General features: G+C 34.9%; 23 protein-coding genes and 1 riboswitch. All 23 genes read right to left on the bottom strand.

What is annotated here, in order from left to right:
• Positions 1 to 3: 3 nt before the first annotated feature.
• The 23 genes from mfd to rnmV all read right to left on the bottom strand — a co-directional run bounded on the left by mfd (position 4) and on the right by rnmV (position 26,112).
• Complete coding sequence (mfd, locus tag PRVXT_RS00395; RefSeq protein WP_350343738.1) at positions 4 to 3,471, bottom strand: transcription-repair coupling factor; 3,468 nt, start codon at positions 3,469 to 3,471, stop codon at positions 4 to 6.
• 39 nt (positions 3,472 to 3,510) lie between these two features.
• Entirely contained in the window at positions 3,511 to 3,915 is a 405-nt protein-coding gene (locus PRVXT_RS00390) for a hypothetical protein (protein WP_350343737.1), read from the bottom strand.
• Between the two features lie 6 nt (positions 3,916 to 3,921).
• Complete coding sequence (locus PRVXT_RS00385) at positions 3,922 to 4,368, bottom strand: CBS domain-containing protein (RefSeq protein WP_350343736.1); 447 nt, start codon at positions 4,366 to 4,368, stop codon at positions 3,922 to 3,924.
• A gap of 174 nt (positions 4,369 to 4,542) precedes the next feature.
• A complete protein-coding gene (locus PRVXT_RS00380; RefSeq protein WP_350343735.1) occupies positions 4,543 to 5,727 on the bottom strand; it encodes a cation:proton antiporter in 1,185 nt (394 codons plus the stop codon).
• Positions 5,728 to 5,931: 204 nt separating this feature from the next.
• Positions 5,932 to 6,008, bottom strand: a riboswitch (Fluoride riboswitch).
• Complete coding sequence (gene pth / locus PRVXT_RS00375; RefSeq protein WP_350343734.1) at positions 5,999 to 6,568, bottom strand: aminoacyl-tRNA hydrolase; 570 nt, start codon at positions 6,566 to 6,568, stop codon at positions 5,999 to 6,001. Its footprint overlaps the riboswitch before it by 10 nt.
• A gap of 50 nt (positions 6,569 to 6,618) precedes the next feature.
• The gene (locus PRVXT_RS00370) at positions 6,619 to 7,242 is read right to left on the bottom strand and encodes a 50S ribosomal protein L25 (protein ID WP_350343733.1); all 624 of its coding nucleotides are present in this window, start codon (positions 7,240 to 7,242) and stop codon (positions 6,619 to 6,621) included.
• Between the two features lie 78 nt (positions 7,243 to 7,320).
• Positions 7,321 to 8,271, bottom strand: coding sequence for a ribose-phosphate diphosphokinase (locus PRVXT_RS00365; protein ID WP_350343732.1), 951 nt, complete (start codon positions 8,269 to 8,271; stop codon positions 7,321 to 7,323).
• 36 nt (positions 8,272 to 8,307) lie between these two features.
• Positions 8,308 to 9,669 (bottom strand): bifunctional UDP-N-acetylglucosamine diphosphorylase/glucosamine-1-phosphate N-acetyltransferase GlmU, encoded by a 1,362-nt coding sequence (gene glmU / locus PRVXT_RS00360; protein WP_350343731.1) that lies wholly within the window; start codon positions 9,667 to 9,669, stop codon positions 8,308 to 8,310.
• A 103-nt stretch (positions 9,670 to 9,772) separates the two neighbouring features.
• Positions 9,773 to 10,042 carry a septation regulator SpoVG gene (spoVG, locus tag PRVXT_RS00355; RefSeq protein ID WP_350343730.1) on the bottom strand — a complete coding sequence of 90 codons (270 nt, stop codon included), beginning with the start codon at positions 10,040 to 10,042 and terminating at the stop codon, positions 9,773 to 9,775.
• Positions 10,043 to 10,128: 86 nt separating this feature from the next.
• Positions 10,129 to 11,343: a threonine ammonia-lyase gene (ilvA, locus tag PRVXT_RS00350; protein WP_350343729.1), complete on the bottom strand. Its 1,215-nt coding sequence runs from the start codon at positions 11,341 to 11,343 to the stop codon at positions 10,129 to 10,131.
• Between the two features lie 105 nt (positions 11,344 to 11,448).
• Entirely contained in the window at positions 11,449 to 12,279 is an 831-nt protein-coding gene (purR, locus tag PRVXT_RS00345; protein WP_350343728.1) for a pur operon repressor, read from the bottom strand.
• A gap of 99 nt (positions 12,280 to 12,378) precedes the next feature.
• Positions 12,379 to 13,152 carry an NTP transferase domain-containing protein gene (locus tag PRVXT_RS00340; RefSeq protein ID WP_350343727.1) on the bottom strand — a complete coding sequence of 258 codons (774 nt, stop codon included), beginning with the start codon at positions 13,150 to 13,152 and terminating at the stop codon, positions 12,379 to 12,381.
• 17 nt (positions 13,153 to 13,169) lie between these two features.
• Positions 13,170 to 14,009, bottom strand: a complete 840-nt coding sequence (gene ispE / locus PRVXT_RS00335) for a 4-(cytidine 5'-diphospho)-2-C-methyl-D-erythritol kinase (RefSeq protein ID WP_350343726.1) — start codon at positions 14,007 to 14,009, stop codon at positions 13,170 to 13,172.
• A 104-nt stretch (positions 14,010 to 14,113) separates the two neighbouring features.
• Positions 14,114 to 16,750 (bottom strand): cyanophycin synthetase, encoded by a 2,637-nt coding sequence (gene cphA, locus PRVXT_RS00330; RefSeq protein WP_350343725.1) that lies wholly within the window; start codon positions 16,748 to 16,750, stop codon positions 14,114 to 14,116.
• 12 nt (positions 16,751 to 16,762) lie between these two features.
• Positions 16,763 to 17,566: a cyanophycinase gene (locus PRVXT_RS00325; RefSeq protein WP_350343724.1), complete on the bottom strand. Its 804-nt coding sequence runs from the start codon at positions 17,564 to 17,566 to the stop codon at positions 16,763 to 16,765.
• Between the two features lie 101 nt (positions 17,567 to 17,667).
• Positions 17,668 to 19,875, bottom strand: coding sequence for a vitamin B12-dependent ribonucleotide reductase (locus PRVXT_RS00320; protein WP_434064314.1), 2,208 nt, complete (start codon positions 19,873 to 19,875; stop codon positions 17,668 to 17,670).
• A gap of 126 nt (positions 19,876 to 20,001) precedes the next feature.
• Positions 20,002 to 21,513, bottom strand: coding sequence for an SPOCS domain-containing protein (locus tag PRVXT_RS00315; protein WP_350343722.1), 1,512 nt, complete (start codon positions 21,511 to 21,513; stop codon positions 20,002 to 20,004).
• 144 nt (positions 21,514 to 21,657) lie between these two features.
• On the bottom strand, positions 21,658 to 22,527 hold the full coding sequence (locus tag PRVXT_RS00310; RefSeq protein ID WP_350343721.1) for a patatin-like phospholipase family protein: 870 nt from the start codon (positions 22,525 to 22,527) through the stop codon (positions 21,658 to 21,660).
• A gap of 112 nt (positions 22,528 to 22,639) precedes the next feature.
• Positions 22,640 to 22,948, bottom strand: a complete 309-nt coding sequence (locus PRVXT_RS00305) for a Veg family protein (RefSeq protein ID WP_350343720.1) — start codon at positions 22,946 to 22,948, stop codon at positions 22,640 to 22,642.
• A gap of 104 nt (positions 22,949 to 23,052) precedes the next feature.
• Positions 23,053 to 23,763, bottom strand: coding sequence for an N-acetylmuramoyl-L-alanine amidase family protein (locus tag PRVXT_RS00300; RefSeq protein ID WP_350343719.1), 711 nt, complete (start codon positions 23,761 to 23,763; stop codon positions 23,053 to 23,055).
• Between the two features lie 16 nt (positions 23,764 to 23,779).
• Entirely contained in the window at positions 23,780 to 24,610 is an 831-nt protein-coding gene (gene yabG / locus PRVXT_RS00295) for a sporulation peptidase YabG (RefSeq protein WP_350343718.1), read from the bottom strand.
• Between the two features lie 99 nt (positions 24,611 to 24,709).
• Positions 24,710 to 25,570 (bottom strand): 16S rRNA (adenine(1518)-N(6)/adenine(1519)-N(6))-dimethyltransferase RsmA, encoded by an 861-nt coding sequence (gene rsmA, locus PRVXT_RS00290; protein ID WP_350343717.1) that lies wholly within the window; start codon positions 25,568 to 25,570, stop codon positions 24,710 to 24,712.
• Positions 25,567 to 26,112: a ribonuclease M5 gene (rnmV, locus tag PRVXT_RS00285; protein ID WP_350343716.1), complete on the bottom strand. Its 546-nt coding sequence runs from the start codon at positions 26,110 to 26,112 to the stop codon at positions 25,567 to 25,569. Before rnmV ends, rsmA begins: the two co-directional genes overlap by 4 nt.
• Between the last annotated feature and the right edge of the window lie 10 nt (positions 26,113 to 26,122).

Below are 26,122 nucleotides of genomic sequence, written 5' to 3'. Positions count from 1 at the left end.
CTTCTAATATTGGTAAAAATCCAAACTATGCAATAATTCCTCTGTTCTATGAAGAATCTCATCTTTTTTTGTTTTTTTTAGGCTAACAGTTAACCCCCCCACAGTAGAAAACTCTAATTTTCTATTTTTTTGTTTAAGGCTCAATAATCTTTTGCCATCTATATCCACTTTACTTTCATAAAAACTTACAATTACATTAAACTCCTTGCCACTTCCACTTATATAGCCTAAACTTTTACATTTTATTTTCTTTATTTTCAGTTTCTGAGCTAAAACCTTTATTTTAGCTATGTGCAGCAAATTCTCGACCGGCTCCGTTAGGTTTCCAAATCTATCTTTAAGTTCATCCTCTATAAACTCTACACAGCTAAAGGTTTGACACTGAGATATACGCCTATAAAAAGATACTTTTATTGCCTCACTCATAAGTTCATCAGGAATATAGCTGGGCACTGGAAACTCCAAGGTGACTTCCAAAGGTTTTTCTTTAACCGGCTTACCCTTAAGTCTATTAACTGCATCTTCTAACATTTGGCAGTACAAGTCAAACCCAACCTTTACCATGAATCCGTGCTGCTCAGCCCCTAAAATGTTTCCAGCTCCCCTCAATTCTAAATCCCTCATGGCAATTTTAAATCCCGAACCCAGTTCCGTAAACTCTTTAATAGCTTGAAGCCTTTTTTGTGCAACTTCTGTTAAAACTTTATCTTTTTGATATGTTAAGTAACAGTAAGCTAGCCTTTTACTACGCCCTACTCTCCCCCTAATTTGGTAAAGTTGAGATAACCCAAATTTATCTGCATCATAAATTATTAATGTATTAACATTTGGTATGTCTAACCCTGTCTCTATAATGGTTGTGCTAAGTAAAATATCATATTCTCCCTCTAAAAACTCCAACATGGTTTTTTCTAGTTTGCTTTCCGACATTTGACCATGACCAATAGCAATGCGGGCATCTGGAACCATACTTTTCAGTTCAGCAGCCATTTTACTTATGGAGGCCACTTTATTGTATACAAAGTACACCTGTCCTCCTCTGTTTATCTCTCTTTTTATAGAAGACCGGATAGTTTCTTTGTTATATTCCAAAACGTACGTTTGCACCGGAAATCTGTCTTCCGGCGGGGTTTCTATTACACTCAAGTCTTTTATGCCTAGCATAGACATATGTAAGGTTCTTGGTATAGGCGTTGCAGACAACATTAACACGTCTATATTTTCTTTCATTTGCTTTAACTTTTCTTTATGGCTAACACCAAAGCGTTGTTCCTCATCTACTATCATCAATCCTAAATCATTAAACTGTACGTCTTTTTGCAAAAGTCTATGAGTCCCTATAGCTATATCGACTTCACCATTGGCTAGCTTTGCCAATCCATTGTTTATTTCTTTTTTACTTCTAAAGCGACTAAACACCTCTATGTTTACGGGAAAGTTAGAAAATCTCTCGGAGAAAGATTGATAATGCTGCTGAGCTAGTACAGTAGTCGGCACTAACACAACTACTTGCTTAGAATCCAGCACTGATTTCATTGCTGCTCTCAGCGCTACCTCTGTCTTGCCATAACCAACATCCCCACACAAAAGACGTTCCATTGGATACGAAGACATCATATCATTTTTTGTATCTTTAATTGCTTTTTCTTGGTCTTTTGTTTCCTTAAACGGAAACGATTGTTCAAATTGGTCTTGAAAAGACGAGTCTTGACCAAATTTGAAACCCTTGCTAGCCTTTCTTTTAGCATAAATATCTATAAGTTTATGTGCCATCTCTTCTACTGATTTTTTTGTTTTTGCTGTTATCTTGGTCCATTCTCCACCTGATAAGCTATTTACCTTAGGAGCATTGCCCTCAGTTCCAATATACTTTTGAAGCGGTTCTAGCTGGTCTAAAGGAACATAAAGTTTATCCTGTTTTGCATACTGAAGGTTGATATAATCCTTTTTCCCACCAGCCACCTCTAAAGTCTTTACTCCCTTAAATATCCCGATACCGTGGGATGTATGTACTACATAATCTCCTACCTGCAACTTTGATACATCTGTTATTTGTAACTTCGATTGTTGAGAGGTTTTTTTAGAGGATTGATAAACTGCTCTAAACACTTGATTTTCAGTAAACAGTGCTATCTGCCCGCTATCAAAAATAAACCCATCTTCTATGAATCCTTGATGAAAAAACAAAAGCTTCTCCAATTGATCTTTGCTTACATTAAACTCTTTTAATCCCTTTATAACTTTTTCCTTGTTACGCTCTTTAGTATAACTAAAATACACTTTAAACCCTTGATCTAACATGCTTTTTACTTCAGTAAAAAACAGATTGACCTGCCCCCCAAAAACTGGCGCCTGTCTAAAAGGTAACGATATAGTTTGATCTAACTTAATATCTTCCATACTCCTTAACAGCAAAGTAAAGTGAATTGAAGTTTTTTGTCTTATCTTGCTCCATATTTCTTCACTTTTAAAATAAACAGGGACATCTCCAACTATTTTACTTTTTTCAATAAGGCTTTTAACTCTTAATTGTGCATCCTGTTCCCATTCTCGCATCTCTTTTTTTATAATCATAGTTTCATCCAAAGCCACAACAAAATCATCAAGTAAATCTACTAAGCTTTTAGGATTTTTATATATTATATTATTGTACTGGTTTAGTTCATCAAATTGAATTTTATTTTCAATTTTTTCTATATCACTGATTAATTTATCTCTTAAAGACAAATCTTTTATTGTTCTAAGCTTTGTGTTTAATATCTCTATTAGCTCCTGTTGAGTGCTATTTTCTATAGCAGTAAGTGTGGCAGGGAATATTTCTACCCCTTTTACTTGCTTATATGACCTTTGTGTGGACACCTCAAAAAATTTAATAGCTTCAAGTTGTTCTCCAAAAAACTCTAATCTTATAGGAAATTCTGCTGTAACTGAAAATATGTCAAGAATGTCACCTCGAAAGGCATACTCTCCTTGGTTCTCTACCACATCTACTTTTTTATAACCATTTTCCGTTAGCTGGCTCTTTATTTTTTCAAAGTCATATTCCTTATCAACTTTAAACAACATATTTCTGCCCATAATAAATTCGATAGGCGGCAAAAATTCTAACAAAGAAGTGGCCGTTGCAATTACAACATTAACTTCATTGTTAACCAAACGATATATAGTCCTTATCCGTTGAAGCTCAATATCTCGACTGCTATGGTCTGCCTCTCCAGGGATCATAGGATTTTGAGGAAAAACTGCAATATAATCTTTACCTAAATACCCCTGTAATTGATTTTTTAATTTCTCTAAATTTGCCTTATCATTTACCAATATTAAAAGTTTACTTTTGCTAACACTTACTATATTAGATATAACAAAACCTTTTTGCCCGCCAGACAAGCCATAAACTAGCTGGCTTTTATCATTTGTTATATTTTTAATTATACTATTAAATTCGGCGCTATCCTTTAGCAATTTTAACATAACAATCCCCCTTTACATCATAAAAAAGTCTTGAATAGGTCAAGACTTTTTTATATTATTCACCAGTCCGATTACTAGTGAATTATAAATAATATGGCTAAAAATACCACCTAGTATACCAAAAAATAATACTCCGGTTAAACTATATATGGTCCAGGTTATATATCCAAAAGCTGCATGTCCTAACACTGCAAGTATAGCTGACAGCATAGAGACACTTTTATTAGCCTTTAGCTCGATAATCCCTTCAACTACCCCAAAGGAAATATGTAAATATAATATACTCCCAGCTAGCACCCCTCCCAACGTCTTAAGGGTCTCCTCTAGTATTGCAGCTATTATAACTGAATAGTCTTTTGCGCGCTCATAAGCTATTGTGTTAAGCCAATAGGAAACCAAAGCTATTACTGCTGTGATAAAAATCACCGATATATATATATTCAAATTTATCTACCTTTCAATAAGCTTTATTACATCTTGTTGATATACAACACCAACTAGTTTTTCGCCATCGTCTACTACTGGTATGACAGAAAGCTGAGACTTATAAATAGTTTGCATAGCTTCTTTTATATCTTGCTCAGCTTTTACCATGGCAACATCAGCTATCATGGCAGAGGTCACTGGCAGGTCAGCACTCTCCGCAAGTTCACTTATAAAACGCTGTGGGTTCCTTAAGTTAATCAAACTTCCCAACAGTAAATCATTATTCATCTCCATTTGCTCTTTAGGCTTAAAAATTTCTTGTTCTGTTATTATACCCATAACTTTGTTTTCATTATCAACAACAATTAAACTGTCCGCACCATTAACAGCAATTAAATAAGCAGCATCTTTCAATGTGGCGCGATAATTGATAGTAAAAACAATTTCTCTTAACACTTCTTTAACTAACACTGCCATCCCTCCTATCTTTAAAAAATTTTACTTAATTTCCCTCACAGCTACTTAAGATAGCTAAAATTTAATATCCATTGTTTCATTCTAAAATCTCAATAAAAAAGGTTGATTTCCCACTATATATTAAAACTATCTTTTATATTGTATTCTATTAAAGCAAATAAATTTCCTTTAATCAAGGGATTTTTGTTTAATTAAAAATTTAGGTGCAAAAAAGTTAATTAACCAAGCTCCTAAAGGCGCAGTTACCACAATAGCTAAAACCGCTATTGCTAAAATTTCTTCTCCAAAATCCAAACCCATAGAAAGGGCCATACCACCCACTGCGGCCTGAACAGTTGCTTTAGGAACAAAGGCGAGAGAAATAAAAAGCCTTTCTTTAAAGTTTAGTCCAGATCCTATAGTTGATATCATAACACCAACACCTCTAGCAACAACCCCGCTTACTATTATTATCAACCCCAAAACAGAAGCGTCAGCGATAATTCCAATGTCAACCTGGGCCCCAATTAAGATAAAGAGAAATATTTCTCCAACATACCATAAAGATGCAAAGCTTTTCTTAATTTTATCGTTGTTTTCTTGTGTAGTTTTACTTTGCAACAGAAAACCAAATGACATAACTCCTAGAAGTCCAGCTACATCTAAAAATTGTCCAAGAAGATAAATTGCAATAGAAGCTGCAAAGATAAAGCCGATATAATCATTACCTTTAACGCTAAATTTCTCTAGCAGCCAAATTAACACAAATGCAAATACAACCCCTATTAATACACCCGCTATTATTTCATAAGGTATTAATGCTAAGTTAATAAATTCAAATCCTCCCCCTTGTGCAGCCATCGATAAAAATGATGTCAAAAGGGTTATAGCCACTACATCATCCACAGAAGCAGCAGCCAACACAAGAACAGGCACTCCTTTGTCCATCCCCCACCCCTCTTTTTTCAATTTCAACATAGATGGAACTATAATAGCGGGAGAAACAGCTGCTAATACAAAGCCCAGCACCCCAGCAATTGCAAATTCTAAGTCAAACAACAGCATGGCTAATAAAGTTACTGTTGCTCCTTCTAAAACACAGGGTATAAAGCTTAGAAAACTTGCAGTTTTCCCTACTCTCTTTAATGTTTCTATATTAAGCCCGATCCCTGCCCTTACCAAAATTATAATTAAAGCTAAAACCCTTATTTCTGCTGATAGGTTGTTAATTTCTACTATGAGTAGATCAAGGGCATAAGGCCCTATTATCCAACCTAAAAGAATTAGACCAATTATGTGAGGCAATCCTATTTTTTCCGTTGTTCGTTTAAATATTATCCCTAACGCTATTATTATCAATAGACTTGCTAACAACAAAATCCCTCCTATATAATTTTATAATAGGCGATTGCTAAACTTACAAAGCCTGATATAACATTGCCTTTATCGACAAACCCAATGAATTTCCCAAATTACGTAGCAGAAATGTCAAGTGTCATGTGTATAGCGGAAGGCAAGTTTGATTATTTTGTAATCATCTATAATCTGCCCAAAAAAAGACAAAATGACCCCTGTCCCGAAGAGACAGGAGCCATTAGCTTTTAAGCAGTTTAGGTAAACAGCATACCCAGGTGAGCTCCATCACCTATTTCTTATTATATGCGCTCATCAGCTGTTCTATTCCGATACCATTACAATAATCTATTAAACTTTTTTCAACCTCTGCAATAACAGTGGAAACAAACTCACACTCTACTTGAGTAAAATTCCCCAAAACGTGGGCGGTTACTCCCTTTCCATTTTGAGGTTTCCCTATACCTATTTTTATTCTGGGAACTTCTTTTGTCCCTAAATGTTCTATAATAGACTTAAGTCCTTTCTGGCCCCCCGCTCCACCTTTCGCCTTAATTTTAAACTTGCCTACATCGGTATCTAGATCATCGTATATTACAATTATATCCTCTTTGGCAATGTTAAAATAGTTAACTATTGCTTCTACAGCCCCACCACTAAGGTTCATGTAAGTTAAGGGTTTTACAAGTAATATTTTCTCACCTTTAATATTTGTTTCAGCACATAAACTTTTAAACTTTTTTACTCTTTTAAATTCTATCCCCATACAATCAGCTAGGTTATCTAACACCATAAAACCTACATTATGTCGATTTAACTGATATTTAGGTTTTGGGTTCCCTAACCCTACTACTACTTTCATAACTTCCTCCCTGGTTAAAAAAGTGACGCTACTGCGCCACTTTTTAAAGTTTATTCTTCGTCTTCTTTGCCTTTTCCTATTACTTCAGGTTCTGTAGGTTCTTCTATTTCAGTTTCTTCGCTTTCCTCTTGAACAGATACGATAGAAACAACTAACTCTTCTTTATCTGTTAAAACCTCTAAGTTTTCTGGCAGGTTCACATCTTTAACATATAAAGCATCACCTAGCTCTAGCTTAGAAACATCCACTTGGACATGGTCTGGCAAGTCATTAGGAAGACCTTTTACTTCAACCTCTTTTATTTGTGTCTGAACTATACCATTTTTGTTTGCTTCTTCCTCACCTATAATCCATATAGGAACTGCCGCAACCATTTCATCAGTCATAGATACCTTTTGAAGGTCGATATGTATTATATCACCCTTTATCTGATCTCGTTGCATTTCCCTTACCATGACTGAGTAATCTTCACCACCTAGGTTGAAGTTAATTACTGAGTTGGCGCCAAGTCCTGTGTTAATTAACGAGTTAAAATCTTTAAATCTTATAGCAATAGGCTTACTATCTATATCTTTACCATATAAAATCCCAGGTATTTTGCCTTCTGCCCTTAACTTCGAATTTACACCCTTTACTGAACTTTCTCTACTTTCTCCTTCTAACTTAAAAACCATGATAATTCCTCCTTATAAGGTTCAATTATTCTAAATGTTTAATGAAGATTATACATTTTAACAACAGGTTAGTCAAACTTAGTCAAATATCTCACTAATTGATAAGTTCTCATGTATTCTTGTTATAGCATTTCCAAATAACTCTGCTAAAGATAACACCTTTATCTTTTCAATCTGCTTTTCTTTTGGAAGATTAATCGAGTTTGTAACAATTATTTCCTCCAGGGGAGACTTTTGTAACCTTTCGATAGCGGCTCCGGAGAATACAGGATGTGTACAACATGCAGTTACAGTTTTAGCTCCCCTATTTAGTAACGCTTGAGACCCCTGTGATATAGTACCAGCTGTGTCAATTATATCATCTACAACAATTATATCTCTACCTTGAATATCGCCAATTATATTCAAGATTTCCGCAACATTTGGATGAGGTCTTCTTTTGTCCATTATTGCTAGAGGAACACCTAACCTTTCAGCTAAATCTCTGGCTCTTGTGACGCCACCCATATCTGGAGATACTACAGTGATATTATCCAAATTTTTGTTTTTCTTGTAGTAATTTGCCAGTAAGGGTACCGCTGTTAAGTGATCAACTGGAATGTCAAAAAAACCTTGTATAGGCGGGGCATGTAAATCTAACGTCAACACTCTGTCTGCTCCAGCTGTAGTAATCAAATCAGCAACCAACTTTGCAGTAATAGGGTCTCTAGCCCTGGCCTTCCTCTCTTGCCTAGCATAACCATAATAGGGTATAACAGCTGTGATTCTCGATGCTGATGCCCTCTTTATTGCATCTATCATTATTAACAGCTCCATTAGATTCTCGTTAGCAGGAGCAGAGGTAGATTGAATAATAAAACAGTCAGCACCACGTACACTTTCTTCTATACGTACTGTGGCCTCCCCGTCACTGAATCTGTATACTTCCCCATTGCTTAAAGAACAACCACAAGAGTCTGCAATTTTTTCAGCTAAGCCTTTGTTAGCAGAACAAGAAAAAAACTTAGGTTTTTGATCAAGTAAATTCATTATCTAATATCCTCCCTAAACCTTAATTGAATGCTTTTATTTTTTAATCCAGTTTTTTCTAACTACCTCTTTCCCCCTGGCTATAACCAAGCTATCAGAGGGTACGTCTTTCGTCACAGTAGAACCAGCAGCAACAAATCCTTGCTCTCCAACAGTTATCGGTGCTATTAAATTTGAATTGCTCCCGATAAAAGCTCCTTTTTTAATCAAAGTATGGTGCTTTTGTTTCCCGTCATAGTTCGCCGTAATCGTGCCACATCCAATGTTTACATTTTCTTCTATTGTACAGTCACCTAGGTAAGTTAGATGAGCGGCTTTACTTTGAGTACCTATTTTCGCATTTTTTACTTCCACAAAGTTGCCAAGCTTGACACTATCAGCTACTTCGCAATTAGGTCTTATATGAGTATATGGACCTATTTGGATCCCACTTTTTAGTTTAGAGCTTTGAACGCTAGATTGTACTACGCTGGTGTTTTCCCCTATTTCAGAGTCAACAACTGTGGTGTTAGGCCCTAGCTCTGCCCCTTCTTCAATTACTGTATTCCCCTTTATAAATGTCATGGGGTGTATAGTGACATCCTGAGAAATTTGACAAGTAGGGTCTATATAAGTGCTGTCAGGGTCTATTATAGTAACCCCCTTCTTCATCCAAGCCAAGTTAATTGCTTTCTGCATAGCTTTTTGAGCATCATGTAACATTACCCTATCATTAATTCCAATCATCTCAGTAGAGTCTTTCATTTGCATTGCTCCAACTTCTAAACTATTTTCCAGCATCACTTTTAATACATCCGGTAGATAATATTCCCCTTGAGCATTGTTGTTTTGAATTTTATGTAATAGTTCAAATAAGATTTTGGATTGAAAAATAAATATCCCAGTGTTTACTTCTTTAATATTTTTCTGTTCTTCTGTAGCATCCTTTTGCTCTACAACTGATATTACATTTTTATCTGCACCTCTTATCACCCTGCCATATCCAGTAGGATCCTGTTGGAGCGCAGTTAAAATAGTTCCCTGATAACCACCTTCTATATGGTGTTTAATTAATGAATTGATAGTGCCAGAGGTTAGAAGTGGTGTATCTCCACACAAAATTAGTACATGTCCTGAATAATTCTTAAACTTCTCTTCTCCTTGCATCACTGCATGACCTGTTCCTAATTGTTCATCTTGTGTTACAAATTGGCTTCTATTTTGAAATTTGTCAATAATCTGCTCTTTTTGATGCCCTACTACAGTAACAATCTTCTCAGCATTAGATTGATCTAAAACATCATATATATATTCTAACATAGGCTTGCCTAGTATTGTATGTAAAACCTTAGATTTTTTGCTCTTCATTCGAGATCCTTTGCCTGCAGCTAAAACGATTGCAGCAACAGAATTTTTCATCTTTTTCCCCCCAAAAATTGCATTATTATATATCTTTAACTATAACTTATAAATAATACAAGGTCAAGAAATGCAAAAAAATAAGGGAACATAATATGCCCCCTTAAACTTCCGCTTCTTCCTTATAATTTCTGTACGCTTCTAGTACAGCTTCCTGTATCATGCTTCTTGTTTCTGTTTTGATTGGATGTGCGATATCTCTGTGTTCACCATCATTACCTTTTCTGCTGGGCATGGCTACAAAAAAGCCGTTTGTACCTTCAATAACCCTGATGTCATGAACCACAAATTCATCATCAAAGGTTACAGAAACGATAGCTTTCATCTTCCCCTCTTTATTAACCCTTCTAATTCTGATATCCGTTACTTTCAAAGTTTGCACCCACCTTCTTATATGATATAACACTTACCAACTCTATTCAATAAAAATTGGCAAATTCCTGCAATTTTTTTACTTTTTTAAATATTATTTTTGAATTTTACATAAAAAGGCTCTTTTTTTAGCGTTTGAACAATTTCTTGTAGGTGGGTTTTGCTTCTTGTCTCTATACACACGTTTACTTTAGCATGGTTTAATGGAACATCACTTGAAAGTCTATTGTGAGAAATTTTTATAACGTTAGCTTTACTTTGTGCAAAATTTAAAAGTAGTTTGTTCAACTCTCCTGGAACATCCGCTAATACTACTTCTAAAAAGGCTACCCTGTTAGCTTCTACTAGCCCCCTCTGAATGATGGAAGAAATAACGTTGATATCTATATTACCTCCTGTCAAAACTGCAACTGTTTTACCCTTTAAATTAGATATTTTATTGTACAAAAGGGCTGATAATGTGGTTGCTGCAGCTCCTTCTATTACTAATTTACAACGCTCTAACCCAAATAAAGTTCCCCTTGTTATTTCTTCTTCTGTTACAGTTATGGCATCATCTAAATATTTATCTATTATAGCCATGGGTAATTGCCCTGGTTTATTTACCATTATTCCATCTGCCATTGATTTAATTTGCTTGTCATCTGACTTAATTTTCTTCATTTTATTGTAAATAGGAGAAGAGCCTTGTATTTGCACACCAATTACCCTTACTTTTGGCTTTAATTCTTTTACAGCTAAAAGTACTCCGGCAATTAACCCCCCACCCCCCATTGGAATAATTATATTATCCAAAGAGGGTAATTGTTCTAATAGCTCCAAACCAACGGTACCTTGACCAGCTATAACATATGGATCATCAAATGCGTGTACATACTCTTTTTTGTCTTTTTTACAAATATCTTTAGCAATTTCATAACATTGATCATAGTTCTTCCCCTTTATTATGACTTCAGCACCATATTGCCTAGTTGCCGTTGCTTTAACTATCGGCGCCCCTTCAGGCATCACTATCACAGAAGGCATCCCATATTTAGAAGAAGCATAGGCTACGCCTTGAGCATGATTCCCTGCCGATGCTGCCACAACGCCACTTAGGCCACCTTTCTCCTTTAAATTATAAATCTTATTAGCTGCACCCCTTATTTTAAACGACCCTGTTTTTTGTAAGTTTTCAGTTTTCAGATATATAGAGGTTTCACATAACTCCGATAGTGTGTTAGATTGTTCCAAGCCTGTTTTTTTAATGATCTGCACAATATCATTACGGGCTTTTTTAATGTGACTCAGTCCTAATTCCAAAGGTAGTCCTCCTATTATTATCTGTTTAAGAAGATTAAAAAGCTCAGCAAAAGGCCTCAACGAACATTCTTTTACTCTCCCTTTGAAAGCCATCCATTTCCGACTTTAAGGTTTATAATCCTCGATAACTTTATTAGTTGACATTGAGATCTCTTTTTTAAGTTCATTTATATTTTTTAGTTTTAATAGATAATAATATTCATCAACTAGCTTTTTTCTGGGTTTTTCGGTATCTATAATAACTCCGATTCCCTGTAAAATACAATTATACTCCTTAACAAGCTCTGATAGTCCTTTTGCTGTACCACCAGCTTTCATAAAGTCATCTAAAATTAATACATTTTTGCCTGGTTGCATTGCCCTTTTATTCAAAGACATTGCCTGTATTCTTCTACTAGATCCAGAAATATAATTTATAGTTGTTACAGGCCCCTCAGTAACTCTATTTTCCCTCCTAGCTACTACCACGTTGGCATCTAAATATTTTGCTGTAGCCATAGCTATAGGTATGCCTTTTGTCTCGATTGTCAATACATAGTCTATTTTTTCATCTTTATACTTAGTTGCAAAAAGCAAACCCAGCTTTTCTACAATTTGGGGGTTGTAAATAACATCTGAATAATATAGATATCCACCAGGTAAAACCCTATTTGAATCTTGCAACACCTCTTTTAGATTATCCAAAATTTCTTTTGACCCTTCTTGATTAGTGTAAGGTTTATATCTAACCCCACCCAAAGCGCCATAGGTAGTCTCAATTTCCCCAAACTTTTTCTCTTTAAATAAATTGCTTATTAGTTTTATATCTTCACTCATGCTAGATTTTGCTACACCCATATCCTTTGCAAACTCTTTTAACGGATAAATTTTATTAGGGTTTTCTAATAATCTCTTACTTAACATAACAGTTCTTTCACTTCTCTTATATTTCCCCATGCTACCACTCCTTCCGAACATTGTTATTCTTTTTTTAAAGGTTTGTTCGTATTTTTTCTTTTTATATCCCATAACTAAATCAACCCCGAAAGGTTGATTTTAGTTGCTAATTTTAAGGTCTGTTAAACTTTTTTCTGCTATTTTTACATCTTCTTTTTTATCTATATCCGTTCCTAGCTGAGGGTATGTAGATTGAATAGCCTTAACATTGGAATCTAACAACAAGCTTAGTTTGTTCTCTAACTCTAAAATTGTTAGATTGTTTGCCATTAGCTTAATTAAAAATTTAAAGCCCAATAGCCTGGCCAACTTTAATGGTGATTTTCTCATAGACACAAGTTTCTTACCCATTTTTTTGCACTTAATTACACACTCTGTATTTATTAATGCAATATTTCCACCTGTGTACGTACCTTCTTTAATTTTTACATAGGTGCGTTTCGCATTTGGGAACATCTTCTCATTACTCTCTTTGTCAATAATAGGGTAGTAAATATCAGCTTCATCTGAGTGGGTTTTTAATAAAAAGTCGCGTATTGCTTGTGGGGTAATCATAGGAATGTCAGAAGTAACTACTAAAACTTTTTCTCCATGCCAGCCATTTATACTTGCTATTACATTATCAACAATATCTCCCTGTTGCTTAACTATCTCAAAGTTATAGCTAGATTGCAGTTTTTTTAGCGGTCGTTCAGGGCCGACGACCACAATATCTGATATCCCTTCTACTGCACAAACAGCATCCAAAACATACTGCACCATATATCTGTCATTTATCTTAATAAATGCTTTGTTATGTATTTTTGAATTGCTATTCAAGCATTTACCCCTTTCATCATCACCAGCCAAAATTACCGCCCTTATTTTCTGCACCTACTCCACCTCTTTATTTAAACAAATTTAGTCACAAAAATTTCTTCTGACAGCGGGCCCAACCCTTTAGCTATTTGAATTGCTTTATCATATCCTTCGCACAACCCATATACAGTTGGTCCACTACCTGACATCAAGGAACTGTTAGCTCCCATTTCTGACATTTTGCTTTTCAGTATCCTCACATTACTATATCTATGCAATGTAACTGATTCTAGCACATTTCCTACATTTGTACAGATTTCTTTTATGTCTTTTTTTTCTATTGCAGTGATCATTCTATCAGTTTTAGGATGGCATAGAATTTTATTTGCATCTAAGTTTTGATAAACTTCTTTTGTAGAAATACCAAGGTTGGGCTTAGCCAAAACCACCCATAGCTTTGGTGCTTTTGTTAGTTTAGTTAAATCTTCTCCTATTCCTGTGGCCAGCTGAGTCCCTCCTTTAACAAAAAAAGGAACATCTGCACCTAACTTGCTTGCTATGTTCTCCATCTCTTGATCTGTCAACCCTAAGTCCCATAACTTGTTAAGACCTATTATTGTAGTGGCAGCATTACTACTGCCACCACCTAAACCAGCAGCAACTGGTATTTTTTTCTCAATTTCTATTGATATTCCTGCATCTACTCCTGTTGCTTCTTTAACTAATTCCACAGCCTTATATACCAAATTACTACTCCCACTTGGAACAAAAGGATGTGAACAGTTAACTTCGATTTTATTACATTCTTTAAACACTATGTTATCAGATAGCTCAATTTCCTGCATTATCATTTTGACTTCGTGGTATCCATCTTTTCTTTTATATAAAACGTCTAGAGTTAGGTTGATTTTCGCTCGCGATTTTAAGTTCATTATAAAGGCTTTACACCTTCCCCCCTTAATTTTTAATCTATTTTTTCATTATACTAGAAACTAAGCATTCACTCTAGAGTTTTTTTGATAAACAGGAAATTATTTTATCCTATACTAGCTATATTTTCTTCTTTTTTTAAGCCTAGTGATTGTTTCACTGTTTTTTCTGTTAGATCTAGATCCTCATAAAACACCACTAAAGCATCACCCTTTTGACACATGTCTATTGCTTCCATAATAGCTTTATCTTCCGGCAACACAATTCTGTAATTGTCTTTTGAGAAACTTTCTTTTTTTAACCCTTTCTCAAAAAGTTTTGCCACCTCTCCCCTTTCTCTACCTCTCAGCTCTTTATCTTCTTTAAGGATTAGAACATCACATTCCTTAGCAGCAATGTTCCCTAACTCTACAATATCTTCATTGCTTCTATCACCTGGAACACCTAGCACTGCAAAAAGTTTTTGCGGTGCTAGGCCTTTTGCAAATTTAAAGGTTTGTAGGTAACCATCTTTATTGTGACCATAATCCACAATCACTGTTATACCATTATCTTCAAATACATTGCAGCGTCCAGGGTTATGTTTTATAGCATCAAAGTTACATATCTTTTCTTTAGCTGTTTCTAATGGCATATTTAAAGCTAAATTTGCTCCTATAGCAGCCATTACATTTTTAACGTTATGATGCGCCTGCCCTTGGGAGGTTATAGATATCTCTTCCAGAGGAAGGGTTATTATATTTTTACTGCCAGCTGCTATAATTATTCTACCATTTTTAACAAAAAGACATGTTCCTCCTGCTGCCATATGTCTTTTAAACACTTGATTTTCATTAGCATTTAAAGAAAAAAAGATAACCTTCGCTTTTTTGTTTTTTGCAGCCATCTTTATAACATAAGGGTCGTCAGCATTTAGAACTAGACTTCCCCCTGGTTTTACAGCTTCTACAACAAGGGATTTTACAAAAAACAGATCATCTAAATTATTAACACCATCTTGTCCTATATGATCTTCAGACAGGTTAGTCACAACAGCAACATCTGCTAAATCATATCCTAGACCTCGCTTTAATATTCCTCCCCTTGCAGTTTCTAGAACAGCAATATCTGTGGTTGGATCATCTAGTATAACAGAAGCGCTATATGGACCTGTTGTATCTCCTTTCTCCACTAAGTTGTCGTTAACATAGATGCCATCAGTTGTGGTCATACCAACGTTTATACCTTCTTTACGCAAAGTATGTGAAATTAACCTAGTGGTTGTTGTCTTACCGTTAGTTCCAGTAATAGAAACAATCGGGATGGTATGTTTTGCTCCTTCGGGAAATAAGTAGTCTACTATTTTTTCACCTACTGGTATAGGCTTCCCAAAGCTAGGGTGAAGGTGCATCCTTATACCTGGAGCAGCATTTACTTCGATTATAGCCCCAGTTTCAGTTGTCATTGGTTTTCTTATGTCCTCTATAACTATGTCTATACCTGCAATGTCTAACCCAATTATTTTAGCCAGTCTCTTTGCTAAATTGATGTTGTCAGGGTGGATTTCGTCTGTTACATCTATTGCTATTCCACCTGTGCTTATATTAGCATTTTCTCGCAAGTAAACAACTTCATCTTTTTTAGGTGTATAGTTCATGGTTAGATTTTGCCTGGCCAGGGCCATAAAAACTACAGGGTCAACTTTTATTTTTGTTAAGGGTTTATCATGGTCCTCTCCCCTCAATGGGTTAAGGTTTTCTTTATCTATAAGTTGTTTTATGGTGTGATAATCATCACCTGTTACGTGAGCTGGTAGCCTTTCTGAAACAGCTACCACCTCATCATCTATTACTAGTACTCTATAGTGTTTACCATTAATATGCTTTTCAACTATAACCTTACTGCTATAGTTTTCTGCAACTTTATAAGCGCTTCTTATCTCAGTTTCTGTGCTAAGCCCTAAAGCTACCCCTTTTCCTTGATTGCCATCACATGGTTTTAGCACCACAGGTGTGCCTATTTCTTCAGCCATATGGACAGCTTCATCTTCATTACATGCAATTTTACCTCTAGGTACAGGTATCCCACTTTTTTCTAATATCTTTTTAGTTAAAGTTTTGTCAGATGCTATATCTACAGCCACACAACTGGTTTCACCTGTTATGGTAGCTTCCACCCTTTTTAGGTACTTTCCCAACCCCAACTGGAGCATGCTACTATCCTCATCTAATCTTTTGACAGGGATACTCCTTTGTTGGGCGGCAATAACTATGGATTCGGTACTAGGCCCTAGTCCATAGTTGCTTTTGACTTTTTCCATCTTTTCAAGCCAAAATTCAGTGTTAGTTTCCTCATTTTCCAACATAGTCTGGGTCATCTCTACAGCAATTTTTAATGATTCCCTTCCAACATTTGTGTTTTTACATTCTGCAATTACATGATATTGAGAAGGTTTTTTAAATAGTCTTGTTTTACCATAATTAACTTCATAGCCAATCAAATTTTGCAACTCTATTGCAATATGTTCAATTATATGTCCAAAATAGGTTCCTTCTTCTAACCTTATTCCAAAACCATTAACTTCTGCAATGCCACATCCATGCTTAACTATTTCTGGCAACACCTTTTTTAGACTTCGGTTAAAATGAGGTATTTCCTTACTCTCTACTTCATTATACCTTCCTAAGTCTAATGTCATACGAACTATTGGCCTATGGCAGTAAATATTCCTTCCTGGAAATTCTTTTAACTCTAAAATTTCCATTATTTCCCTCCTCTAATCAGTGACAGGCTTTCTGTTTTTAAGATCAAATCTATATCCATTTGGCAATATGTGTACAACAGCATCTGTAATTGCTAAAGCCTGCTTTGGTCTAAGTTCAGAAACATTAGTATACGATGAATTATAACCATCTACTATTGTGACAGTTTGTGAACCTATAACCTTTAGATTCGCTTGAGCATCAACTAATATAGCTGTGTCTTCATCGATACCAATTCCTAAGATATAGGGATTTTGAGCAACTGCTGATATAAGTCGCCCTAACCTACCTCGTTGAGCAAAATGCTGATCAATCACAACTTGGTTAAATAAAGCCATGCCTGGAGCCATATTTAATATTCCCATCTGAGGAGAAGAGTCTGAATTTCCTCCAATTATCATAGTAGCACTCATAGCTGCCGCCCCAGCACTGGTTCCAGCAATAACAACTCCACTTTTATAAGCCCTTTGCAAACTAAAGTCAACAGGTGTTCCTCCTAACAATGATGTGATTTTTAACTGATCTCCTCCTGTAAAAAATACACCTGTAGCCTCTTCAATAGTTTTTTGGGCAACTTTACTAAAGGCATCATACCTGCTTTCTATTTTTAGAACCTCTACATCTCTAACTCCTAAGTCTTTAAATAGACTATTATAAAGTTTTCCCACAGCTTCTGGCTGATCCGCTGCAGTAGGCATAATAACTATTTTAGCTTCTCCACTGCCAGCTAACTTAACAAATTCCCTAAGTATGGTGCAATCTTTTTCTTTATCTTCTGCACCTCCTATTATTAATAAATTGCCTTCTATTTTTTCCAAAGTGCAATTCACTCCCTATTATTAGTTAGTAATAGTATTTGCCCTAATTTATGGTAATATGCAATAAAGCTGTTGAGTTATAAACTCAACAGCTTTATTGCTTAACCACATTTAGAATACCCACAATGAGGGCATACATTACATCCACTTTCAAATCTAACTTTTTTCCCGCACTCGGGACATTTATTTAGTATTTTTTCTTCAATCCCTACTGTTACTTCTTCAATTGGCTTATGGTCATTTATAGTTCCCTGCATACTAGATATGGCCTTAGCAATTGCATCAGGACACGAAGTAACTTCTATGCCTTTCCTTCTTATACATGCAGGACACCTTATACCCTTAAGCTGCTCTACAAGAGTATCTTTATCTAGTCCTGCTCTCAAAGCAATAGATACTAATCTGCTGGTAGCTTCTGATTGAGATGAACAGCCCCCTTGACGCCCTGTATTTGTAAATACTTCACATATGCCATACTGATCAGAGTTTACACTAATATACAGATTTCCACATCCAATTTTCTTTTTTACTGTTGTCCCATAAGTTATTTGAGGGCGCGATCTAGGCTGAACACTTTGATTGTTGTTAAACTTATCCTTGTCTTTATCATTATCTCCAACTGTCAACACCTGGGCGTCTCTACTTCCGTCTCTATATACTGTTACCCCTTTGCATTTAAGCTTATAACTTTCCAGAAACACCTCTGCGATATCTTCTTTTGTTGCTTCTGCTTTAAAATTTACAGTTTTAGAAACAGCATTGTCAGTATGTCGTTGAAAAGCACTTTGAATTTCAATATGTCTACGAGGTTCTATTTCATGAGCAGTTACAAAAAGCTTCTGTATATCCTCTGGCACTTCTTTCAAACCTTTAACTGAACCTTGTTGTGCAATTTTCTCCATTAACTCCTCGCTATAAAAACCTCTACTTTTTGCAATCTGCTCAAATAAGGGGTGGACCTCAACTAAGCTTTCATTATCTAACACGTTTCTTTTGTAACATACTGCAAATAGCGGCTCCACTCCACTTGATGCATTTGCAATTATACTTATACTCCCTGTGGGAGCGATAGTAGTGGTTGTAGCATTTCTCATCATATAAATGCCTTTTTGAGGGTAAACAGATTCATCAAATCCAGCAAAAGAGCCTCGCTGTTCTGCTAATTCTTGTGAATATATTTTTGAATGATGTTGTATAAACTCCATAATTTTTTCAGCTGTGTTGATAGCTTTGTCACTATTATATGGTATTTCAAGTTTTATTAAACAATCTGCAAAACCCATTACACCTAGCCCAACTTTTCTGTTCGTTAGAACCATGTCTTGTATCTTTTTTAATGGATAATTACTAGCTTGTAGTGTATTATCTAAAAATCTAATTGATATTTCTACTGTTTTTTTAAGCTTTTCAAAATTGATCTGACCATTTTCAACCATGTTCGAAAGATTTATAGACCCAAGATTACAAGCTTCATATGGTAACAAAGGTTGTTCTCCACAAGGATTTGTACTTTCTATCTCCCCATAGTTTGGTGTTGGATTTTCATCATTTATCCTGTCAAGAAAAACAATTCCCGGTTCTCCATTTTTGTGTGCTGATTCTACTATCATATTAAAAACTTTTCTCGCCGAAACCTTCTCTACAACTTTATTATCCCGTGGATTTACCAAGGGATATTCTGCACCATCCATTACAGCATCCATAAATTCTTCTGTCAGACCTACAGAAATATTAAAATTAGTAAGTTCTTCATTGTTTTGCTTGGAAGTTATAAATTCTAATATATCAGGATGGTCCACCTTCAATATTGCCATATTTGCTCCTCTTCTTGTCCCACCTTGTTTCACTACTTCTGTAGCAGAGTTAAAAACCTTCATAAACGATATAGGACCACTGGCTATACCTCCTGTTGATAACACTCTGTCATTGGTAGGACGAAGTCTAGAAAAGGAGAAGCCTGTCCCACCACCACTTTTATGTATTAACGCAGCATTTTTAATTGTCTCAAAAATGCTATCCATAGAATCTTCCACCGGTAGCACAAAACAAGCTGCCAGTTGTTGTAGTTCTTTCCCCGCATTCATTAATGTAGGAGAATTAGGTAAAAAATCTAAGGAGGTCATCAAATCATAAAACCTATCTTCCATAATTTTTTGTGTTTTTTTATCCCCGCCAAAATCTTTTTCTACCTGAGCTATGTTTTTTGCAACTCTTCTAAACATATCCTGAGGTGTTTCTACAACTTTTGTTCCTTTCTTAGAAAGATATCTTTTTTCTAGAACAGTAATAGCATTAGCACTAAGATTTATTTTCATTACATCATCCCTCTTCCACTAAATATTGTGTTGTTTTCTATTATAATATACTATATATAGTATTGCAAATTAAAAATAAAATGATAGAGCCCAACTTAAAAAAGTTGGACTCCTATAACTTTAATTACATGGAATAATTATCTTTTGTCCTATCTCTAAATGACTAGGATCTTTTATATATTCTTTGTTTGTGCTTATTATTCTCTTTTGTCTAACGCCAAACCTCTTTGCTATTTTAAATAATGTATCTCCATCTTGTACTGAATATATAATAACAGAAGCATCATGATTTTTATCTTTTAAAACATTAACATCTGTTACCAGCGCTAACTGCTCATTATGCAAAATTTTGGCTAAAACATTAACATGGCAAGATATGGTTGCAGCCATAGAATCAGGGGTTAATTCAATTTTAACATCGGATATATCAGTTTTAACTAATGCTTTCATGTCTTCTGTAACCCCAGCTATATATATAAAGTGATTAACTTCTTCGCCTGTCACTTTTAACAAGTGTTTTTTGCCATCTTCATCTTTATAATGCACTAAATGAATAACAGATAAGTTTAAGGATACCTTGTCATCTAAAACTTTGTTTTCTTTTATTTTGCAATTGGTAGTAATTCTTTCTATCTTATCAACGGAAATGGAAAATTCAGCGCTTTGTTGGGACTTAATGCTTTCCCGTTCTTGGCAAACAACATTTTCTATTGTATGTTGATCGTCATAGGTGTCTACCCCTTCTGCTTCTGTTACCAACTCCATTTGACTAATTTCAAAAACCTTAACATTGCAGTTTATGGTTATGGTTTGAGTAACTTGCAACTTTGTATCATTAAGCTGGTTCTCCACCTGTGTAACTTTTAAGTCTGCCCACATTTCCATAGAAGAGTCTACATTGGATAGATCTAACTTTTTATTAAACTCTTCCCTGCCTTTAACTTCACTAATTTTATCATCTTCTGTTTTGTATGCAATTCTATATAGTATTGTAGCTTCTATTTCTCCCTTGTTATCAGCGACTTTAAAACTTTGAGGTATAACTTTTGTTTCAGTTTCTATAATCTCTAATACCTTTTGCTCAAAACCCACGTCAACTTCCGCAGGAACCTCAAGTTCCTTTTGTTCAACTAGGTTTTGAAGCCTCGTAAGTTCTTTTGTTTGATTAATATCTTCACCGATATCTTTAAAAACATCTACAGATTTAGCTGCTGTAACCTTAACAAAAATATCTAGATTTACCTCTTCTTGTAACACATCATTTCCTTTAAGCCTACCCTTATAATCTCCCACATTAACATCCACTAATGCGCTATCTGTCGGCTTTATTCCTTGCAAATGAATAAAGTGTGAAAAGTGCTGTTCTGGTAATACTTCTTCTGCAAATTCTCCCTCTAAAGATATTCCATAAACTATTCTGGTTAACTTTCCTTCTATAGAAACTTTATCATTTAAAACGTTAACTTCTATTTTATGTTGTGGAACAATTATTTCTACATATATTATTTTTTCTAATGAATTACTTAAACTAGTTTCTTCATCTAAGCTAATTTGATTTGTTTCTTCCCCAATAACTTGATTTAAGCAAATGCTTTCATTTATGACTGCTACATCACTGCTCTTTGATTCCATTAAAAATTTTCCTCCTTTCAAAATCTAAAGTTATATACATTGTATGCTTACTCCCCCACTAAAAATGCCCTTTACTAAAAACTTATTCATAACAATCAAAAAAAGACTTGGAGCCGGTTAAAATTTTGCTTTTGGCCTATGCTTTTACTGTAAAAAAAGATTGTTTATAGCGTCTTTATTTCTTTTATATTCGTCATACCCTTTTTCTACTAGTTTGTCAGTAATGCTAAAATCTCCTAAACTCACTGAGGAAGTATCAGGTTCTAACAAAACATCAGGAATTGTGTGATACCTACTACTATCGATAGCTATACTAACTATACGACCTCCCATATCTACAATATTGCTTGGTTTTTCTTTGTAGGGCGGTTTCTCAGATACATCCACTGCAATTGTTTTATCTGCCTCAAGAAATTTTAACAGTTTTGTAGGAATATTATTAGTAAGTCCTCCATCAATAAAGTAATACTCTTTCCAACGAACACCACTATAAATGAATGGAATTGCCATGCTTGCTCTAACTGCCTGTGGTAAAGGGATATCATCTATTACAACACCAAAATGTTCTAACTTTTTTTTCCTATTTGTAAAAATTATATCTTGCCCTGTATATATATCAACAGCTGTTATTGCCAAAGGTGGATTTTCTACATCCTTAATTGGCACATTAGGAAGTTCTTTTTCTAGTATACTTTTAATTCTTTCACCTGCAAACAAACTCCAATAGATCGTTTGGCGAAAATCAAATACTTTAAACACTAACGCTAACTTTAACGTTACTACCTGCCAGAAGTTAATGTTTAAATCCAAAATATCATTTTTTTCTAAGTTCAATATTATTTTACATATTTCATCATAGCTTTTACCCGTTGCATACAAAGAAGTTATTATAGCTCCTGCACTAGTTCCGCTGAAACTATGAATTTTAATCCCATCTTCATCCATACCCTTTAGCACACCAAGGTGTGCTATACCTTTTTGTCCCCCTCCACTTAAGGTTAGTCCAACCTTCATTATCTTTTACCCCCTCCATCTTTTACTTTATTTATATTCATATGAATTTAAATAGTTAAAATAAAAAAACACAGCTTATAAGCTGTGTTTTTTATTTATTCAATTACAGTGCTTATGATACTGAGAACCTTATTTTTTCTTCGCTGTCTGGTTTAAAAAGAGTAAGCTCTACCGTTTCTGTCAAAACATCTGCATAGGAGAATGAAAGCCTGCGATTAAAGTTTTCCTCATCTATTCTAACTAAAAAATGGGATGGGTAAGTTTGTTCTAATACGCCTGTTCTCTCTATGGCTTTCTTTCGTCCCCTATTTGCTTTGAGCATAATCTTTTGCCCGATGTAAGCTTCTAAGTCAGTACGAATTGAGGTCAAGGGGTTCTTATTAGCTAAGTTCTTTTTAGCCAAAGGAGTTTGCTTAGCCAAAAGGCATCACCTCTTAACATAATAAATTTATTTATTATATTCTAACATTTTTATTGTCTAATGTCAAATAAAATTATAATTATAGCAAGGTAATGCCAATGTTGTCAAGAATAAAATTCAATTATTCCATTTAAAATTACTTCTGCAATTTTTTCTTTTGTCTCCACCCTCTTAATTAACTCTGCTTCCTGTGGGTTCGTAATAAATAACGGTTCTAATAAAACTGCTGGCATTCTTGTTTCCCTCAAAACATAAAAGTTAGCTTGTTTTACTCCTCTATCCCTCAACCCAAGGGCAGATAGCATTCTTCTTTGCATAATACCAGCAATTCTGCGACTGCTATTACTTCCTCGAGTATGCCAATAGGTTTCTGTTCCATTAGCGCTAGGACTCGTAAAGCCATTTACATGTACGCTAACAAAAATATCAGCATTATTGCTATTAGCAATTCTTGCTCTTTCCTCTAAGCTTACCCTTCTGTCTGACCTTCTAGTCAAAAACACCCTTGCTCCTCTTGCTTTTAATTTTTCCTCAGCAATTAAAGAAATATCAAGAACAATTTCTTTTTCAAGCAATCCACCTACCCCAACAGCCCCTGTACTTGAACCGCCATGCCCTGGGTCTATGACTATAGTTTTTCCTGCCAAAAGCTGTGGCTTGGGTGGTGTAGGCTGGTAACCATCTTTAGGTTGAATGCTTATTCCTATACTCTGTCCTGAGCTATCAATATTATAATTAAAGCCATCATCAACTGTTATGTCCAGTTTTGTTTTTTCTTCACTCTTTTCAATTTTTAGGTTTTTAATTCCATTCATTTTCGCTCCTCCTTAATTAATATTTAGGTAACCCTAACCTAAACTTTCCTACACTTTCAATACCTCCTATACCATTCATGCCTGTTATGGTATTTTTTATTACATCTTCTATGCTTATTATTTTAGATATAGGGGTGTATGCTACCTTTTGGGCAACTATAACGGGATCTAAGCAGTGGATTAGCACTCTATTAGGTGAACTAGCGAAGTTTGCCCCGGCTTGTAGCACTCCCTCATAATCTGTTTGACAAGCCCCTGCAAAAATGAACAAGTCATCTTTATTAGGTTCTATCTTTCTAGCTTTTTTCACCGCCTCAATAAAATATTTTGAATTTCTATATTTCCCACCATCTTTGGTGATACCATCGTGACCTGTTATAACTAAAATATCTGGTGAGTGTTTTTTAATAATTTTCACTACTTCCTTAGGCTGATCTTTTTCAGGTATGAAAAACGAGACTACATTCAGATCTAACTGTTTATATGTGTTAGTACAAATTTTTAAATAATCTTTATCTCCATCTATATGAACAATTTTCCCTGGGATTTCATAAAATTGAAAGCCTTCTTCTCCTCTTTGAGTTTTTAGTTCTTGCTGCTCTTTTTTGCGATGGGTCTCTATTTTGTCGATACAGTTGGCTTGAGTCATTACCATTTTATGCTTTTGTTCTATGAGCTTTTTAGAGTTTATTCTTTTTAAATCTTGTAAAGGGGCATCTGCATGTATCCTTAAATCTAGGCCTTTAAGAAAAGCTTTTTTTTCCTTCCACGCAATATCATATACAGTAAAGTATATATCGCACTTATATGACTTTCTAGCTACAACATCGCCAATTTTGATGTCCATTAACTCACCCCCTTATTTCTATTTTAGTATATGTAACCTTTAAACCGTTTGTTTGTATAAATAAAGGGAAGATACCAATTTAGGCATCTTCCCTTTTAACTACCTGTATTTAATTAATTTATTGCTAATCCTGGTAAACTCTTCAATATTAAGAGTTTCAGCTCTTCGTTTGCCATCAATACCTATTTCCTCAAGCACTTCATTAAGTTGGCTTTTGCTTAAAGGTACAATACTCTCTAGGTTATTGACCAACATTTTTCTCCTTTTGCTGAACGCCTGCTTTGTTAAGCTAAAGAAAAAAGATTCATCTTGCAACTTTGGCTTTTTGCTATTGGTTGTAATATTTATAACAGCAGATTCTACCTTAGGTTGAGGATAAAAACAACTAGGTGGAACTTTGGTAACAAGGCTAGCATCACCATAGTACTGTACTGCCACCGTAAGGTTGCCATACTCTTTCCCCCCAGGCTTTGCCAATATTCTTTGCGCCACTTCAAGTTGCATCATTAACGTTAAACTGTGAAACCTCACTTTGCTTTCTAAAATCTTAAATAACAGAGGGGTCGTTATATAGTATGGTAAGTTTGCTGTGACTTTTAACGTATTTCCTTGGGTAATATCTGCCTGTAATAATTCTTCTAAATCTAATTTTAGGGCATCAGCAAAGATTAAATTTATATTGGGGTAATTTTCTTCAAGCTCCATTAAATGTTTTTTTAAACTCGTATCTATTTCAACAGCTATAACTTTTGCTTCATTCTCAGCCAATTTATGGGTAAGAGCACCAAGACCTGGACCTATTTCTAAAACAGTAGTGCTTTTATCAGGAGTAGTGTTTTTTACTATTTTATCTAATATATTGTCATCTATTAAAAAATTTTGTCCAAATTTCTTTTTAATGTTGAAACCATGCTGTGCCATAAATTTTTTTATGTTTTGTACTTTTGTAACTTCGTTCATATCCTTTCACCATCCAATGCTTGAAGCCCTCTATTAAACTCTTCTCTAGTTACTCCAAACTGATTTAGCCTTTTTAGAAAAGTTTTACTGTTCCCGTATCCTATGCCTAAAATTGAACCTAATTTAGCTCTTCTTTTAGCAGCTTCAGAAGATATTGTAAGTTTGAATGTAACAAGATCACTCATTTTAAATTCATTTCTTTTCTCAAAATCCTTAGTCCTTAATTTTTTTAGCGCTTTTCTGATTTCATCAGGCTTGGCATTTTCTATACCAATATCACCGTTTTCCGTTGCTTTCTCTCGGCAAACAAATGCGTGTTTTGCTTTGGGATATTTAGCAGAGATTTTTTTGCGAATTACCTCACCTACATGATCTGGATCCATTAATATTATTATCCCTCTTTTTGAGTACGCTTTATCTATTCTATCCATAATTTGTGAATTAAGCCCAAAACCACTGGTGGTTATAATTTCTGCTGTTGGTTCTGCTCTTTTTACAGCATGGTAATCATTTTTTCCTTCTACAATTATAACTTCTTTCAAGTTGTTCCCC

Origin of the sequence: Proteinivorax tanatarense, assembly GCF_040267685.1 — a bacterium.
In the GTDB taxonomy this organism is placed as follows: Bacteria; Bacillota; Proteinivoracia; order Proteinivoracales; family Proteinivoracaceae; genus Proteinivorax; species Proteinivorax tanatarense.
The sequence above is the reverse complement of the archived record's forward strand: the minus strand, read 5'-3'. Positions and strand labels throughout refer to the sequence as shown.

Bases quoted from the DNA above. Each gene is read 5' to 3' on its own strand.
- PRVXT_RS00315 (WP_350343722.1), bottom strand. From the start codon at position 21,513: ATGGAATCAAAGAGCAGTGATGTAGCAGTCATAAATGAAAGCATTTGC.
- PRVXT_RS00370 (WP_350343733.1), bottom strand. From the start codon at position 7,242: ATGGTTTTTAAGTTAGAAGGAGAAAGTAGAGAAAGTTCAGTAAAGGGT.
- PRVXT_RS00310 (WP_350343721.1), bottom strand. From the start codon at position 22,527: ATGAAGGTTGGACTAACCTTAAGTGGAGGGGGACAAAAAGGTATAGCA.
- pth (WP_350343734.1), bottom strand. From the start codon at position 6,568: ATGAAAGTAGTAGTAGGGTTAGGGAACCCAAAACCTAAATATCAGTTA.
- PRVXT_RS00365 (WP_350343732.1), bottom strand. From the start codon at position 8,271: ATGAATTTACTTGATCAAAAACCTAAGTTTTTTTCTTGTTCTGCTAAC.
- mfd (WP_350343738.1), bottom strand. From the start codon at position 3,471: ATGTTAAAATTGCTAAAGGATAGCGCCGAATTTAATAGTATAATTAAA.
- yabG (WP_350343718.1), bottom strand. From the start codon at position 24,610: ATGGACATCAAAATTGGCGATGTTGTAGCTAGAAAGTCATATAAGTGC.
- cphA (WP_350343725.1), bottom strand. From the start codon at position 16,750: ATGGAAATTTTAGAGTTAAAAGAATTTCCAGGAAGGAATATTTACTGC.
- purR (WP_350343728.1), bottom strand. From the start codon at position 12,279: ATGGGGAAATATAAGAGAAGTGAAAGAACTGTTATGTTAAGTAAGAGA.
- PRVXT_RS00300 (WP_350343719.1), bottom strand. From the start codon at position 23,763: ATGAATGGAATTAAAAACCTAAAAATTGAAAAGAGTGAAGAAAAAACA.
- rsmA (WP_350343717.1), bottom strand. From the start codon at position 25,570: ATGAACGAAGTTACAAAAGTACAAAACATAAAAAAATTTATGGCACAG.
- glmU (WP_350343731.1), bottom strand. From the start codon at position 9,669: ATGAAAAATTCTGTTGCTGCAATCGTTTTAGCTGCAGGCAAAGGATCT.
- ispE (WP_350343726.1), bottom strand. From the start codon at position 14,009: ATGAACTTAAAATCGCGAGCGAAAATCAACCTAACTCTAGACGTTTTA.